The organism is Comamonas sp. FUJ_7 (assembly GCF_057369555.1).
The window spans coordinates 174,700-188,529 of the sequence record NZ_JBXXZI010000004.1 but is presented as its reverse complement, the minus strand read 5'-3'; the positions used below and the strand labels follow the sequence as shown (position 1 = coordinate 188,529).

Below are 13,830 nucleotides of genomic sequence, written 5' to 3'. Positions count from 1 at the left end.
GCAGCTATGAAATTCAGTGTTTGAATGAAGTAAATCGCTTGAGCGAATTACTTCTCGACGACTGCGAACAGATCGTCTTCCTTCATGACCAGCAGTTCGTCGCCGTTGATCTTCACGGCCTGGCCAGAGTACTTGCCAAACAGAACGCGGTCACCGACCTTCACGTTCAGAGCGATTTGCTCGCCCTTGTCATTGCGCTTGCCGGGACCCACAGCCAGCACCTCGCCTTGGTCAGGCTTCTCGGTGGCAGCATCAGGGAGCACGATGCCCGAGGCTGTCTTGGTTTCGTTTTCGAGGCGCTTGACGATCACGCGATCGTGCAGGGGACGCAGGTTCATACCAACTCCTAATACATCAACAAAGTTGAAACAAGACTTGCCAGCCATCCTAGCTGGCATTCGGAATAGCTGGGATTAAGTTGTTAGCACTCAACCCCATCGAGTGCTAATAATAAGGCAATTTTCTGGAGTTTCAAGAGCTGGTCTGTGTTGATGGCACAGAACTCATGACTAATGGGATGGAAGAGAGGTGGCGGTAGCCATGGAAGGGGCTTGAATACCCCAAGCAGCACGCAAGTGGTGTGCTGCGAGAACTCATTGCAAGCTCAGTGGGAGGTCAAAGTACATAAGACTGTGATGACCATGTAGGCCTGGGCGGGGCGTAGCGGCATTACTGTTGCAAGAGTTCGCTTCTGTATCCACTCCTGCAGCGCAGCATCGCATGAGTTTGGTGTTTACTGGACCGGGAATGGGTTTTTTTCGTCGCGCGGGGCGTTGAAGTCGTAGGTCGGTGTGGTGTCGATTAGATACTGCTCGCGATCCTTGCCCTCAATCCACTTTGGTGGCTTGCCGCGACCTGACCAAGTGGAGCCACTCTCGGGATCGTAGTACTTGGCTGTAACCTTTTTCTTTTCTTCGGGCTTCCAGGGGAAGACTTGTTGAGAAGTGAAGCCGAAGGTCTGAATCAGTTCTTTGATGGTGGCCAAAGCTTCTTTGGCTTCGGCGAGGCGTGCTTCTTCGATGAGCTTGTCCAGCGCATCTTTTTTAGCTTTGAGTTCTTGAGAGCTAGGCATCCAGGAGTCCAGAGGATAAGTGTGAAAGGCCAGCCCTGAGCGCCGCCTTTGTTGTTGCTTTTGGAAACTTCATATTTTGACGCAAACCAAACCTATTCGCATTGTTGAAGCTGCGTACACACTTGGTGCTGCTTGGGGCGCGCCGCACGCCTGGGCAGCTCTGTCTGAGGATGCTGCGCTGGAGCGTGCTTAGCGGTTTTGCCCGCCGCGTGCCATGGCTTGCAGTGCGTCACCTGTCATGCGGTAACGAATCCACTCTTTCTGGGGAAGTGCTCCGAGGCTGTCATAGAACTTGATGGAGGGGGTGTTCCAGTCCAGGCAGCTCCACTCAAAGCGGCCGCAGTCTTTTTCTAGCGCAATCTGTGCCAGGTGTTGGAGCAAAGCCTTGCCTGCGCCGTGACCGCGCGAGTCGGGTGTCACGTACAGGTCTTCCAGGTACAGGCCGTGCTGGCCTTGCCATGTCGAATAGTTGAAGAAATAAACGGCAAAGCCAACAGGCTTTGCATCGACTTCGCAGATCAAACCAAAGACGGCGGGGTTGTCGCAGAAGAGAGTACGCCGCACATGATCTGGTGTGGCTTTGACTTCATGCTCGGCCTTTTCATAAATGGCGAGTTCACGCACAAAGTGCAGGATGAGGTCTATGTCCTGCTCGGTAGCGGGGCGAATGTTGAGTTGACTCATGAAATTTATATAAAAAGTGCCTCAATCGCTTTCCTGGTAAGCGCTTGTAGCTATGGTTTTAATGTTTTCTCTGCCTTAGGCCACCTGCAGCGCTGGCTCGTGATGCGCCAGGGTAATGGGCAGGAATTGGCACAGGATCTGGAAGTGGTCCTCGAAGAACTCGCCCTCCATCTGCGCCAGATCGGCAATCGGCACCCAGCGGGCCAGGGCGGCATCGTCTGCGCCTTGCACCGGCGGCAGACTGGGCTGCACGCCCAGGTCCAGATAGTGCACATGGGTAATGGTACGCCCGCGCAGGCTGCGATCGGGGTGGTCAAACACCTGCACGGCTTGCAGGGCGGCCAGCAAGTCGGCCTCGCTAACGGCGGAGCAGGTTTCCTCGCGAAGCTCGCGCACGCAGGACTGCCACAGGCTGTCGCGCTGCTCCAGAAAGCCGCCGGGCATGGCCCACAGCCCTTGGCCGGGCGCGTGGCCGCGCTGAATCAGCAGCACCTGGTCCTTGCCTTTGGCGTGGCAGCGCAGCAGCGCGTCCACGGTGACAAACATGGGTGCATACGGTGCCTTGGCCCAGGCTTGCTTATAGGCCTGCAGCATGTGCCACTCTTTTTGCATGCGCACATACAGCGGCGTATGCGCCCAGTGGCGCAAAAAGGCCAGCGAGGTCTCGGGCATCTGGCTGGAGAGCTTGGCGAGGGCAGCCTCCATGGCTTCGGGTGAGACTGAGCCTTCGCCAAAGAAGATTTCGCGCAACGGCGTGGCATCAAACTGACCCAGACGCGGCAGGCTGATCAGCTCCCAGCCCGGAAAGCGCGCCAGATAGCTGCTGCTGGAGTCCTTGAAGTGGCCAACCAAGGCCACGCTGGCGCCCTCTGGCACGCGGGACGCCACGGCTTCGCGCACGGCCTGCACCCACAGCGGCTCGTTGTAATAGTCGCGCACGGGCACGCAGTGCACTCGCTCGGCGTCCTCTTTTGATAGCGCGTCGCGCATCATCTGCGCGCGTTCCTGCCAGCTGAACGGATTTTTTGGGTTGGGTGCCTGCCAGGCGCTGCCCAGCACCACCACAACTTGTCTTGCGCGCTCCAGCGCGGCGTGCAGCAGTGCCATATGGCCGTTGTGCAGCGGCTGAAAGCGGCCAATCAGCACGGCGGTGTGCAGCGGCATGGAGGTGGGCAAAGTCTCGGGAGCGGGAGAGATGACGCGCTTGCTGGCGGTATGGGAACTGGCTTGAGGCATGTGAGCGAAACCCGTACTGAAAACACGGCCCTTACGGGCAGGAAATAGATGAAAAGTGGCTGAAACGCTTGATGGGTAAGCGCTATCAGCTCACTTTTTGATAGATGGAAGCTTACTCGTAGTGTGCCGCAATTGGCATTTGCCGGCCGGTGCCAAAGGCGCGTGGGCGAACTCGCAGCATGGGCGGGGCCTGGCGCCGCTTGTATTCGCTACGGAACACCAGCTTTTGAACGTGGGCAATGATCTCGGGCCCGCCGGCCTGCATTCTGAGCTGCTCCACAAAGGCGGCAGCCTGGGCATATTCCTTGCTGGACAGGTGCTGGCCTTCGATATGCCATTTAAGGATCTCGTCCAGCACGGGGTAAGGCGGCAGGCTGTCATCATCGCGCTGGCCCGGTGCCAGTTCGGCCGAGGGCGGCTTGTCGATGATGGCCTGCGGAATCAGCTCGCGGCCCGCGTATTCATTGATGTGGCGCGACAGCTCAAACACCTCGGTCTTGTACAGGTCGCCCAGCAGGCCCAAGCCGCCGTTGGTGTCGCCGTACAGCGTGCAGTAGCCCACGGACACTTCGGATTTGTTGCCTGTGGTCAGTAGCAGGTGGCCAAAGGCGTTGGAAAACTCCATCAGCGTGGTGCCGCGTGCGCGGGCCTGCAGGTTCTCCAGCGCCAGCCCCTTGAGTGGCTCGCCAAAGCTGGCCTCGAACTGGCGCGCATAGGTGGTGACCAGTTCCTTTATCGGGTGCTCGTACAGCTTGATGCCCAGATTGCGGCACAAGTCCACAGAGTCATCGACCGAGCCAGCCGAGGAATAGTTGGATGGCATGGTGATGCCCACTACGTTGTCCGGACCCAGTGCATCTGCCGCCAAGGCCAGCGTCAGCGCCGAATCAATGCCGCCCGAGCTGCCCACTACTATCTGCTTGAAACCGCAGCGGCGCGCATAGTCGCGCAGGCCCAGCACGATTTGCTGGCGGTAGAACTCCATGGTGGGCAGACCCTGCACGGGCACGGCGGGGAATTGCGTGCCATCCACGCGCTGGAAGTGGCCGTTGTCGCCCAGCTCCAGTGTGTAGATGTCTTCCACAAAGCGCTTGGCTTCATACACCACACCGGCCTCGGGTTCGACGGCAAACGAGGCACCGTCAAACACGATCTGGTCCTGCCCGCCGATCTGGTTCACATAGAGGATGGACAGCTTGTGGCGCGCTGCCGCCTGCGTAAACACTTCATGGCGCTGCTCGCGCTTGCCCAGGTGGCTGGGGCTGGCGTTGATGCTGATGACCATATCCGGCGCGGCATCGCCCATGCGCGAGAACGGGTTGGTGGCGTAATCGGCGCCCTCATCATTCCAGCCGTCTTCGCAGACCAGAAAGCCCACCTGGCAGTTGCCAATGCGCAGCACCTTGGCCGTGTCCGCGCCGGGCTCGAAATGGCGGCGCTCGTCAAAGATGTTGTAGGTGGGCAGCAACTGCTTGTCGTACTGCAGGCGAATCTGGCCGTCTTTCAGCACCAGCAGGCTGTTGTGCAGCGGTTTGCCCGGCCCTTTGTGGCGCGTGGGGGCGCCCACAACCCAGTGCAGATCCGGGTACTGGCGCGTGGCGGCCAGCAGGTCTTGCAGGCCTTCGTCCAGGCGCTGCAAAAAGCTGGGCTCATCCAGCATGTCGCCGGGGTAGTAGCCGCACAGCGATAGCTCGGAAAAGACCACCAGATCGGCCTGATCGGCAGCGGCCTTGGCGGCGGCCTCTGTCATGCGACGGATATTGCCGCGGATATCGCCCACCATGTAGTTCAGTTGGGCCAGTGTGACTTTCAACATGCGCGCTCTCCGGTGAATTCAGGTGGCTGTTCAGGCTGGCTTGACGGCAGGATCAGGAATGCTGAAGACCTGGCGCAGATAGGCCAGATAGGTTTCGTCATTGCACAGCGTTTTGCCGGGCGAGTCTGAAATCTTGGCCACGGGCTGGCCGTTGGCGTGGGTGAGCTTCATCACGATATTGATGGTTTCCAGCCCCATGTCATTGGTCAGGCGGGTGCCAATACCAAAGCCGCACTGGATACGGTCGGCAAAGCGGTGGTAGAGCGCCAGAGCCGTGTCCAGGTTCAGGCCGTCCGAGAACACCAGGCGTTTGCTTTGCGGGGCAATGCGCAACTTTTCATAGTGGGCGATGGCTTTTTCGCCCCATTCAAATGGGTCGCCAGAGTCGTGGCGCAGGCCGTCGAACAGCTTGGCAAAGTACATATCAAAGTCGGCTAAAAAGGCATCCATGCCCACGGTATCGGTCAGGGCGATACCTAGGTCGCCCCGGTATTCCTGCACCCAGTCTTCCAGCGCGGCCACCTGAAAGTCACGCAGGCGCACGCCCAGCGCCTGGTAGGTTTGCAGATATTCGTGGGCCATGGTACCGATGGGCACCAGATTCAGATCGCGCGCCAGCAGCACATTGGATGTGCCTTTGAACCATTGTGAGGTTTCGTCGGCAAAGGCCTGAACGACCTCGCGCTGCCAGGTGCCCGAGAAGCGGCGGCGCACGCCAAAGTCAAACAGCTCAAAGGGGTTGCGCAGCTTGGCTTCCAGGGCCAGATGCTTGAGCTGTGCGACTTTTTGCGCCAGACGCTTGCGGCCCTCGATCAGTGCAGCTTCGGCATCAAAGCGGCGGAAGTACAGCTCGTTGACGATGGCCAGCACATAGATCTCAAAGCCCATCACATGCACCTGCGGGCCGCGTGCCACGATATGGAGGGTGTCGCCCTCGGCCCAGGCCTGAACAAAGGCCCGCTGGAACTGGAAGATGCGCAGAAAGTCGATGAAGTCGCTTTTCATGAAGCGCAGGCTGGCCAGATAGTCCAGCTCGCTCTGGTCAAAGCGCAGGCTGCACAGGGCATCCAGCTCGCGGTTCACCTCGGGCAGCAGGTCGGCCAGCGGGAAGGCGGTGGGCGTGCGGCAGACAAATTCATACTCCGCCTCGGTCTGAGGGTGGCGGTGCAGCATGGCCTGCCACATGGTGAATTTGTAGAGGTCTGTATCCAGCAGGCTGGTGATGATGGGAGTCATGCCGTCTTCTTTTCAAAAATATGAGCTGCTAGCGCTTGATGGGTAAGAGCTAGAGGTCAATTTGTCTTATAGGCCAAAGCTGGCGCTGGTTTCGCAGCGTACACCGATTGCCGCCATGCGCTGCAGGAAGTCGGCGTGGGCGGATTCGAAGCCGCCCACGGGGCTCATGCAGTCCGTCAGCAGCACGATACGAGAGAAGTCGTCGCTGCCCCAGTTTTCCACAATGTGCTCGGTGGTGGCACGCACACAGTGGCTGCTGGCCTCGCCCGCAATTACCAGCGTGTCGCAGTCGCGCAACTGAGCCAGCAAAGCCGTGTTCAGGCCAGTTTCGGGGTCCGTCGGGTCGGGCACCTCGGCGCGGATGGCGCTGTAGTGCTCGGTAAACGGATTCATGCCTTTGAAGACATGGTTGGCTGCGCGCAGCTGTCTTTCTTCCCAATCGCGATAAGCCTTGAGCACGGCTGCGTGCACACTGTGGCCCCAGCTGCCGATTTCGCAGTGCATGGGCCAAACCATCAGCGTGTAGCTGCCCTGGGCTTCGAGCTGATCGAGATAGGCCAGGGTGCGGGGCAGTTCATCACTGTTGCGGGGTACAAACTCACCAGCCCGCACCTGCGCTGCCGTGATCTGGGTGAACGGTTTCACCATGGCGCCATTGCCCTGCTGCCAGAAGGCGGGGTGGGCAATGTCATAGCTCTGGTGCGAATCCAGGGTCACCGTGATCTGGTCAATATGGGCGGCGTTGGCGCTGATCCAGTTAGCCAATCGCAGCATGTCTGCATGCGCCCCCGCAACTGGCAGCACCGGGGCCTGAACGGCATCCGGGTGCTGGCTGGGATTGGTGTATGCGGGCAGCCAGTCGTCCGGCAGATCACAAAAGTCGTTTTGCGGATCAATGATGAGTAGCTGTGTGCGGCGAGTGCTCATGGTTTTCATCTTCCGTGCATTGTGCGATGGCTGCAGTCTAAAATACTTAAAATAAAAATGCAACTAAGTTAATTGAATCCATTGTGAAATAATCTCTGAAAGAGAAAATGACTTGGTAAATAAATGAATCAAACTGCCGAAGATCGTGAGCCCCTGCATGTGACGGTGGATGTGGTGCTGCTGACCCTGGTGGAGCAGCAGTTGCACGCCGTGTTGCTGCGCCGTGCTGCCGCACCATTTGCCGGTGTGCTGGCGCTGCCCGGCGGCTACGTTCACCCGCAGGAGGACGAAGACGCCAAAGCCAGCGCGGCACGCGTATTGCGCAGCAAGGTGGGCATAGAGGGTGCATATCTGGAGCAACTGGCCACTTTCAGCGGCCCGGCGCGCGACCCGCGTGGCTGGTCAGTGGCGATTGCCTATTGCGCCCTGCTGCCGCAGCAAAGCTTGCCAAAGGGACGTGAGGACATCAGCGTGGTTCCTGTATCCAGCCTGCCGCAGCTGCCGTTTGACCACCGCGCCATCGTCGATGCTGCATTGGCGCGGGTGCGTAGCAAAAGCCTGTATTCCTCGCTGCCTGTGCACCTGTGCGGCGAGATCTTTACCTTGCCGCAGCTACAGCAGGTCTATGAAAACATCCTGGGCGAGCCGCTGAACAAGGTCAGCTTTCGCCGCAAGATGGATGAAATGGATTGGCTGGAAGCCGTGCCTGGCGCCATGCAAAGCGGTGCGGCGCACAGACCGGCGCAGCTGTATCGCGTCAAACCTGCGTTCAGGCAGGAGCTGGCACTGAGCCCCAGAGGGTTGTGACTTATCAATAAAAATGCCTGCGTACTTGCAGGCATTTTTCATGGAGTGCAAACCGGCTAGGCTAGCTGACCGCGCCAATGCCCAGCAGGGCCAGTACGACAAAGATCACTGCAATCGCAATAAAGATGAAGAACAGTATTTTGGCGATGCCAGCGGCTCCGGAAGCAACACCGGTAAAACCGAACACACCTGCCACCAGAGAGATGATGGCAAAAATAATGGCCCACTTGAGCATAAAGACTCCTTGTTTGCGTTGATAAAGCAAGATTAGGTGTTGCTCAGCGCTTGGGTGGTGCGTCTTTTTGGCGTTTCTTCGTAGGTTCAGACCTGCAATAAAAAAGCCACCCAAAGGTGGCTTTATGAGGTGAAGCTTGAATTACTTCAGGCCAGCAGCGGCGCGCAGTTCAGCGGCCTTATCGGTTTTTTGGTCTGCGTTCACATCGCTTGCGCGATATGAACTTCGCCCGCTCACCGACAGCCCCCACTTGTGCGGGGCGTCTGAAGTGTTACTTCAGACCGGCTGCTGCGCGAAGCTCCGCTGCCTTGTCCGTCTTTTCCCAAGTGAACTCGGGCTCTTCGCGACCGAAGTGGCCGTAGGCGGCGGTCTTGCTGTAGACGGGGCGCAGCAGATCCAGCATCTGGATGATGCCCTTGGGGCGCAGGTCAAAGTGCGCAGCCACCAGTTTGGCGATTTCCGTATCGGGAATCACACCTGTGCCTTCGGTGTACACGGTGATGTTCATGGGGCGGGCCACGCCGATGGCGTAGGCAACCTGCACCTGGCACTGGCGTGCCAGGCCGGCGGCCACGACGTTCTTGGCCACGTAGCGGGCAGCGTAGGCGGCCGATCGGTCCACCTTGGTTGGGTCCTTGCCGGAGAACGCACCACCACCATGGGGGCAGGCACCGCCGTAGGTGTCCACAATGATCTTGCGGCCGGTCAGGCCGCAGTCGCCCTGAGGGCCGCCCACGACGAAGCGGCCGGTGGGGTTGATCAGGTACTTGGTGTCCAGCAGCCATTCCTTGGGCAGCACGGGCTTGATGATCTCTTCAATGATGGCTTCGGTGAACGAGGCCTTCATCTTGGTCGCTGTTTCCGACTGGTCGGGGCTGTGCTGAGTGGAGAGCACCACGGTGTCAATGCTGTGGGGCTTGCCATCCACATAGCGCAGAGTCACTTGCGACTTGGCGTCAGGGCGCAGGAAGGGCAGGCGGCCATCCTTGCGCAGCTGCGACTGGCGCTCCATCAGGCGGTGTGCATAGTAGATGGGCGCGGGCATCAGCTCGGGCGTTTCATCGCAGGCGTAGCCGAACATCAGGCCTTGGTCGCCAGCGCCGGTATTCAGCTCGTCATCGCTGGCCTTGTCCACGCCCTGAGCGATGTCCTGGCTTTGCTTGTCGTAGGCAACTAGTACCGAGCAGCCCTTGTAATCAATGCCGTAGTCGGTGTTGTCGTAGCCAATGCGCTTGATGGTGTCGCGGGCCACCTGGATGTAGTCCACATTGGCGCCAGTGGTGATTTCACCAGCCAATACCACCAGACCGGTGTTGGTCAGTGTCTCGGCTGCCACGCGGCTGTGCGGGTCTTGGGTGAAAATAGCGTCCAGAATCGCGTCGGAGATCTGGTCCGCCACCTTGTCTGGATGGCCTTCAGAGACCGATTCCGAGGTGAACAGAAAATCGCTGTTTGCCATAAATGAAAAAACTCCTTCAGAACTTGGGCAATTGCGTTGCCCGGGCCCTTCAGGAGCTTGGCGAACGCTTTAGCAGTTTTGTTTTAACGTCGCCCTGCAAGTTGCTCTTTAACTCAGCGACCCCTCTATTCTAATGCCTTCCCTGTTTCGACTGTTTGCTGCACTGCCTTTGTGGCTATTGCATGGCCTGGGTGCTGCTATGGGCTGGGTGACCTGGGTGCTATCTCCCACCTATCGGCGTCGATTTGCGGCTAATGCGGCGCAAGCTGGATATAGCTTTAGGCAAGTGAGTGCAGCCGTAGGGCACGCCGGGCGCATGGTGTTTGAGATGCCGCGTATCTGGCTGGGCCAACTGCCTGCCTGTGATTTTGTGAATGCTGCATGTGCAGAAGCGGCCTATGCCAAAGGCAAGGGCATTGTCTATCTCACACCGCATCTGGGCTGCTTCGAGATGTCGGTACAGGCCGCAGCCCGTCGCTGGTCGGCCGAGCATGGCGATACGACTGTGCTCTACCGCCCGGCACGCCAGGGCTGGCTGGCTGAAATCCTGGAAACCGCACGCAACCGACCCGGTGTGCAGGCCGTACCCACTACGCTGGCAGGTGTGCGCCAGATGATCAAATCACTGCGCCAAGGCAAGGCCGTGGGCCTGCTGCCCGATCAGGTGCCACCCGATGGGCTGGGCATCTGGTCGCCATTCTTTGGCCGCGATGCGTATACGATGACGCTGGCAGCGCGACTGGTGCTGCAAACTGGGGCCACGGTGATCGTGGCCCGGTGCGAACGCAAGTCCTGGGGGCGGGGCTATGCGCTGTATTTAGAGGAATTGCCTGTGCCCGAATCTCAGACGCTGGAAGCCACGGTTCAGCAAATCAACGAGGCCATGGAAGCCACGATTCGCCAGTGTCCGCAGCAATACCTGTGGGGCTACGGTCGCTACAAGCAGCCGCGTGAAGAAAAATTGCAGGGGGAAAAGGCATGAGTGCCAGCAAGATCGCCATTGGATTCATGCATGTGCTGGCCAAGCTGCCGCTGCCCATGCTGCGCGGTCTGGGCAAGTTCATCGGTCGTGTGCTGTTTGTCTTGGCCGGGCAGCGCCGCCGCATTGCGCTGCGTAATCTGGAGCTGTGCTTTCCCGATGTGCCCGAAGCGCAGCGCAAAGCCTGGGCGAAAGAGTCTTTTGAAGTCTTTTGCCAGACGTTTCTGGACAGAAGCTGGCTGTGGTTCGGCTCGGAAGAGTTGGTGCGCAGCCGCGTCAAGCTGGTGGGGGCCACGCATGAGCTGGAAGGCGATACGCCCACCATCGTCTTCGCACCGCACTTCTACAGCATGGATGCGGGCGGCCTGGCGCTGCCGCTGAACACCGAGCGCGAGTTCACCTCTATCTTCGCCACCAACCCTGACCCAGACCTGGATGCCTGGTTCATGGCGGGCCGTCAGCGCTTTGGCCATGTGAAGATGCTCAACCGTGCCGATGGTGTCAAACCCATTATCTCCTGCGTGCGCAAGGGCGGCTTGCTGTATCTGCTGCCCGATATGGATTACGGCAAGCAGGATTCGGTATTCGTGCCGTTTTTTGCTGTGGAAAACACCGCAACCATCCCGTCGCTCTCGCGCTTTGCGCGCCTGGGCAAGGCCAAGGTGGTGGCGCTGTACAACCGCATGACGCCCGAAGGTTATTTGGCCGAGCTGACGCCTGCCTGGGAAAACTTCCCCACGGACAACCATGTGGCAGACACCGCCCGCATGAACCGCGAACTGCAAGCTGCCATCATGACCATGGTTCCCCAGTATTACTGGGTACATAAGCGCTTCAAGACGCGGCCGGACGGAGAGCCGTCGCTCTACACCAAAAAATAAGAGTCAAATTGGCCTCGGGCCCTTGATGGTAAAGCGCTAGCAGCTCCTTTTTCAGGAGTAATTCTGAGCCAGAAAGTCTTTCAGCGCACGCTGCACCGCTTCCGGCCTTTCGTGCACCACCCAGTGGCTGCAGCCCTGCAGGTGCTTCACTTCCAGTTGTGGCACCCATTGTTCCAGTCCATCAAGCAGGGTGGGCTGCAGTGCCCGGTCACTATCGCCCCACAGAATGCGCACGGGTACGGGAATATGCAGCATTTCGTCGGGCAGGCTCAGCCCGCGAATGTCCTGCAGCTCATCTTCGCTAGCGCCTGGGCGCGGCGGCACCAAGGGGCTTGCGGCATAGAACTTGCAGGCGCCATGTACGCCCAGACTCCAATGCTCACGATATTGCTGTTGGCGCTCTGGCGTCAGCCAGTCGGGCAGGCTCCCATCGGGGTGCTGGAAAAAGCCCAGCATGCGGCTCCAGTCGTTTTCGGCCAGCAGCTCGGGTGCATCGGGCCGGCGCAGAAAATGCATGTACTGGCTGGCGTCCTGCTGAGCAGGGTTTTGTTGAAGTTCGCGCAGAAAAGCACCGGGATGCGGGGAGTTGAGTATCAATAAGCGCTGAACCTGCGCGGGGTAACGATTGGCCAGCCCCCAGGCTACAGCGCCGCCCCAGTCATGGGCAATCACGCAGGCTGCGTGCCCTGCGCCTTCGATGGCAATCAGCGCGGCCAGATCTTCCACCAGATATTTGGCGCGGTAGTCGCTGATGGCTGTGGGCTGGCTGGATTTGCCGTAGCCGCGCAAATTGGGGGCCACGCAGCGGTAGCTGCTGCCAAATTCCTTGAGCAGCGCATCCCAGATGAAAGCGCCCTCGGGAAAACCGTGCAGAAACAACAACAGGGGCTGCCCCGGCGCGCCGCTGGTGCGGCATTCCAGTTCAACCCCTGTGGGAAGCGTATGCATGCAAGTCGTGCCCATGAAGCTCTCCTTTTTGTAGCTTCCGGCGCTTGCAAGGTCAGCGCCTACGGCTGATTTTGCTCAGATGCTTCGTCAGCGGGCGTCGCTTGGGCGACGGGTTCTGCTTGTGGCAAACCCTCGGGGTGGCACCAATGCCACAGCAGCTGGGCCACATCGCCCACACCTTGCTTTTTGAGGGCCGAGAACAAACGCACCTCACCACCACCAGCGTTGAGCTTGGTGATGGAGAGAATCTTGGCCTGCTCGGCGCGAGTCAGCTTGTCAGCCTTGGTCAGCACGATCAGGAACTTCAGGCCTGCTTCTACGCGGGGGCGAATCGCATCCAGCAGGGCTTCGTCCAGCTCGGTCAGGCCTAGACGTGGGTCGCACAGCAGCACCACGGCAGAGAGGCTTTCGCGGCTCATCAGATAGTTGAGCATCACGCGCTGCCAGCGGGCCTTGTCCTCGCGGGACACAGCGGCGTAGCCGTAGCCGGGCAAGTCAGCTAGCACGGCATCGGTCACGCCTTGCTTGCCCAGGGCAAACAGGTTGATGTGCTGGGTGCGGCCGGGCTTCTTGGAGGCGAAAGCCAGCTGTTTCTGTTGGGTCAGTGTATTGATGGCGGTGGATTTGCCCGCGTTGGATCGACCCACAAAAGCGATTTCGGGAACATCGACCTTGGGCAGCTGATTGAGCTGGGCAGCGGTCGTAAAGAAGCGGGCGGTGTGCATCCAGCCCATCGCAAGCTTGCTGTCGATCAAAGAAAGTGGTTTTCCGGTAGTGGTATCCGGGGAAGCATGGGTCATGACGGTAACTATTTCAGGGAGGCCCATTGTAGAATTTGGACGATTCGCGCTCTCAACAATAGACCCAGCCCCTTGATATGAAGTTGCTTGCCTCTTTGCTGACTGCTGCCATTCTCGCAGCACCTGCCTTCCCTGCACTTTCCGCAGGAGAAACACCTGTCAAGGCAGATGCCGCCAAAGGGCAAGCCAGTTATGGGGCCGTATGTGCCTCTTGTCACGCCGCTGACGGCAATTCCACCATCCCTCTTCAGCCCAAACTTGCAGGCCAGCACCCAGAATATCTGGTCAAGCAGCTGCGCGAGTTCAAGGATGGAAAGCGCAATGACCCGGTCATGAAGGGCTTTGCCTCCATGCTGAGCGAAGGCGATATGCAGAACATTGCAGTCTGGCTGCATGCTCAGGCACCGAAGAATGGCTTTTCCAAGGACAAGGACTCCATTGCCTTGGGCGAACGCATTTATCGCGGTGGCATTCAGGAGCGGCAGATCGCTGCCTGCGCGGGCTGCCATAGCCCCAATGGCGCCGGCATTCCTGCGCAATACCCTCGCTTGTCGGGACAGCATGCCGACTACACCGTCAAGTCGCTGATTGATTTCCGTGATGGCAAGCGCACCAATAGCATTCCCATGGCTCAGGTTGCTGCCAAGCTTAATGATCGCGAAATCAAGGCCGTGGCAGACTATATAGCTGGCTTGCGTTAAAAATCCTTTACGGCAGATGCTCGGGTGACTCCGGGAACTTTCAGGCATC

The 13,830-nt window shown here is 59.1% G+C and carries 15 protein-coding genes; 4 read left to right on the top strand and 11 right to left on the bottom strand.

The annotated features are described in order from the left end of the window. Positions 1-47 precede the first annotated feature (47 nt). The 7 genes from groES to AC2I9W_RS07985 form a co-directional block, all read right to left on the bottom strand. On the bottom strand, positions 48-338 hold the full coding sequence (gene groES, locus AC2I9W_RS08015; RefSeq protein WP_158389406.1) for a co-chaperone GroES: 291 nt from the start codon (positions 336-338) through the stop codon (positions 48-50). 395 nt (positions 339-733) lie between these two features. Next, complete coding sequence (locus AC2I9W_RS08010) at positions 734-1,072, bottom strand: H-NS histone family protein (RefSeq protein ID WP_486409465.1); 339 nt, start codon at positions 1,070-1,072, stop codon at positions 734-736. Between the two features lie 189 nt (positions 1,073-1,261). Next, positions 1,262-1,756: a GNAT family N-acetyltransferase gene (locus tag AC2I9W_RS08005; protein ID WP_486409464.1), complete on the bottom strand. Its 495-nt coding sequence runs from the start codon at positions 1,754-1,756 to the stop codon at positions 1,262-1,264. 75 nt (positions 1,757-1,831) lie between these two features. Then, the gene (locus AC2I9W_RS08000) at positions 1,832-2,992 is read right to left on the bottom strand and encodes a bifunctional nicotinamide-nucleotide adenylyltransferase/Nudix hydroxylase (RefSeq protein WP_486409463.1); all 1,161 of its coding nucleotides are present in this window, start codon (positions 2,990-2,992) and stop codon (positions 1,832-1,834) included. Positions 2,993-3,104: 112 nt separating this feature from the next. Continuing rightward, positions 3,105-4,808: an NAD+ synthase gene (locus tag AC2I9W_RS07995; protein ID WP_486409462.1), complete on the bottom strand. Its 1,704-nt coding sequence runs from the start codon at positions 4,806-4,808 to the stop codon at positions 3,105-3,107. A 30-nt stretch (positions 4,809-4,838) separates the two neighbouring features. Continuing rightward, positions 4,839-6,044 carry a nicotinate phosphoribosyltransferase gene (gene pncB / locus AC2I9W_RS07990; protein ID WP_486409461.1) on the bottom strand — a complete coding sequence of 402 codons (1,206 nt, stop codon included), beginning with the start codon at positions 6,042-6,044 and terminating at the stop codon, positions 4,839-4,841. 66 nt (positions 6,045-6,110) lie between these two features. Continuing rightward, complete coding sequence (locus AC2I9W_RS07985; RefSeq protein ID WP_486409460.1) at positions 6,111-6,971, bottom strand: cysteine hydrolase family protein; 861 nt, start codon at positions 6,969-6,971, stop codon at positions 6,111-6,113. A 123-nt stretch (positions 6,972-7,094) separates the two neighbouring features. Here AC2I9W_RS07985 and AC2I9W_RS07980 point away from each other — a divergent pair, with 123 nt between their 5' ends. Then, positions 7,095-7,778, top strand: a complete 684-nt coding sequence (locus tag AC2I9W_RS07980; RefSeq protein WP_486409459.1) for an NUDIX hydrolase — start codon at positions 7,095-7,097, stop codon at positions 7,776-7,778. A gap of 61 nt (positions 7,779-7,839) precedes the next feature. Here the strand turns inward: AC2I9W_RS07980 and AC2I9W_RS07975 are convergent, their stop codons facing one another. Both AC2I9W_RS07975 and metK read right to left on the bottom strand, forming a co-directional pair. After that, positions 7,840-8,013 carry a DUF1328 domain-containing protein gene (locus tag AC2I9W_RS07975; RefSeq protein ID WP_158389448.1) on the bottom strand — a complete coding sequence of 58 codons (174 nt, stop codon included), beginning with the start codon at positions 8,011-8,013 and terminating at the stop codon, positions 7,840-7,842. 271 nt (positions 8,014-8,284) lie between these two features. Then, positions 8,285-9,472 carry a methionine adenosyltransferase gene (metK, locus tag AC2I9W_RS07970; protein ID WP_486409458.1) on the bottom strand — a complete coding sequence of 396 codons (1,188 nt, stop codon included), beginning with the start codon at positions 9,470-9,472 and terminating at the stop codon, positions 8,285-8,287. 133 nt (positions 9,473-9,605) lie between these two features. Between metK and AC2I9W_RS07965 the strand changes: the two genes are divergently transcribed. Continuing rightward, complete coding sequence (locus tag AC2I9W_RS07965) at positions 9,606-10,454, top strand: lysophospholipid acyltransferase family protein (RefSeq protein ID WP_486409457.1); 849 nt, start codon at positions 9,606-9,608, stop codon at positions 10,452-10,454. Continuing rightward, complete coding sequence (locus tag AC2I9W_RS07960; protein ID WP_486409456.1) at positions 10,451-11,332, top strand: lysophospholipid acyltransferase family protein; 882 nt, start codon at positions 10,451-10,453, stop codon at positions 11,330-11,332. Before AC2I9W_RS07965 ends, AC2I9W_RS07960 begins: the two co-directional genes overlap by 4 nt. 51 nt (positions 11,333-11,383) lie before the next feature. Here the strand turns inward: AC2I9W_RS07960 and AC2I9W_RS07955 are convergent, their stop codons facing one another. Beyond that, positions 11,384-12,295: an alpha/beta fold hydrolase gene (locus AC2I9W_RS07955; protein ID WP_486409455.1), complete on the bottom strand. Its 912-nt coding sequence runs from the start codon at positions 12,293-12,295 to the stop codon at positions 11,384-11,386. A 44-nt stretch (positions 12,296-12,339) separates the two neighbouring features. After that, positions 12,340-13,080 carry a ribosome biogenesis GTP-binding protein YihA/YsxC gene (gene yihA / locus AC2I9W_RS07950; RefSeq protein WP_486409454.1) on the bottom strand — a complete coding sequence of 247 codons (741 nt, stop codon included), beginning with the start codon at positions 13,078-13,080 and terminating at the stop codon, positions 12,340-12,342. 77 nt (positions 13,081-13,157) lie between these two features. Between yihA and AC2I9W_RS07945 the strand changes: the two genes are divergently transcribed. Next, positions 13,158-13,781 carry a c-type cytochrome gene (locus tag AC2I9W_RS07945; RefSeq protein WP_486409453.1) on the top strand — a complete coding sequence of 208 codons (624 nt, stop codon included), beginning with the start codon at positions 13,158-13,160 and terminating at the stop codon, positions 13,779-13,781. The last annotated feature ends 49 nt before the right edge of the window (positions 13,782-13,830 follow it).

Coding starts and splice junctions, on each gene's coding strand:
- AC2I9W_RS07980 (WP_486409459.1), top strand. CDS start 7,095: ATGAATCAAACTGCCGAAGATCGTGAGCCCCTGCATGTGACGGTGGAT.
- groES (WP_158389406.1), bottom strand. CDS start 338: ATGAACCTGCGTCCCCTGCACGATCGCGTGATCGTCAAGCGCCTCGAA.
- metK (WP_486409458.1), bottom strand. CDS start 9,472: ATGGCAAACAGCGATTTTCTGTTCACCTCGGAATCGGTCTCTGAAGGC.
- AC2I9W_RS07945 (WP_486409453.1), top strand. CDS start 13,158: ATGAAGTTGCTTGCCTCTTTGCTGACTGCTGCCATTCTCGCAGCACCT.
- AC2I9W_RS08010 (WP_486409465.1), bottom strand. CDS start 1,072: ATGCCTAGCTCTCAAGAACTCAAAGCTAAAAAAGATGCGCTGGACAAG.
- yihA (WP_486409454.1), bottom strand. CDS start 13,080: ATGACCCATGCTTCCCCGGATACCACTACCGGAAAACCACTTTCTTTG.
- AC2I9W_RS07985 (WP_486409460.1), bottom strand. CDS start 6,971: ATGAGCACTCGCCGCACACAGCTACTCATCATTGATCCGCAAAACGAC.
- AC2I9W_RS07965 (WP_486409457.1), top strand. CDS start 9,606: ATGCCTTCCCTGTTTCGACTGTTTGCTGCACTGCCTTTGTGGCTATTG.
- AC2I9W_RS07975 (WP_158389448.1), bottom strand. CDS start 8,013: ATGCTCAAGTGGGCCATTATTTTTGCCATCATCTCTCTGGTGGCAGGT.
- AC2I9W_RS07960 (WP_486409456.1), top strand. CDS start 10,451: ATGAGTGCCAGCAAGATCGCCATTGGATTCATGCATGTGCTGGCCAAG.
- AC2I9W_RS08000 (WP_486409463.1), bottom strand. CDS start 2,992: ATGCCTCAAGCCAGTTCCCATACCGCCAGCAAGCGCGTCATCTCTCCC.
- pncB (WP_486409461.1), bottom strand. CDS start 6,044: ATGACTCCCATCATCACCAGCCTGCTGGATACAGACCTCTACAAATTC.
- AC2I9W_RS08005 (WP_486409464.1), bottom strand. CDS start 1,756: ATGAGTCAACTCAACATTCGCCCCGCTACCGAGCAGGACATAGACCTC.
- AC2I9W_RS07955 (WP_486409455.1), bottom strand. CDS start 12,295: ATGGGCACGACTTGCATGCATACGCTTCCCACAGGGGTTGAACTGGAA.
- AC2I9W_RS07995 (WP_486409462.1), bottom strand. CDS start 4,808: ATGTTGAAAGTCACACTGGCCCAACTGAACTACATGGTGGGCGATATC.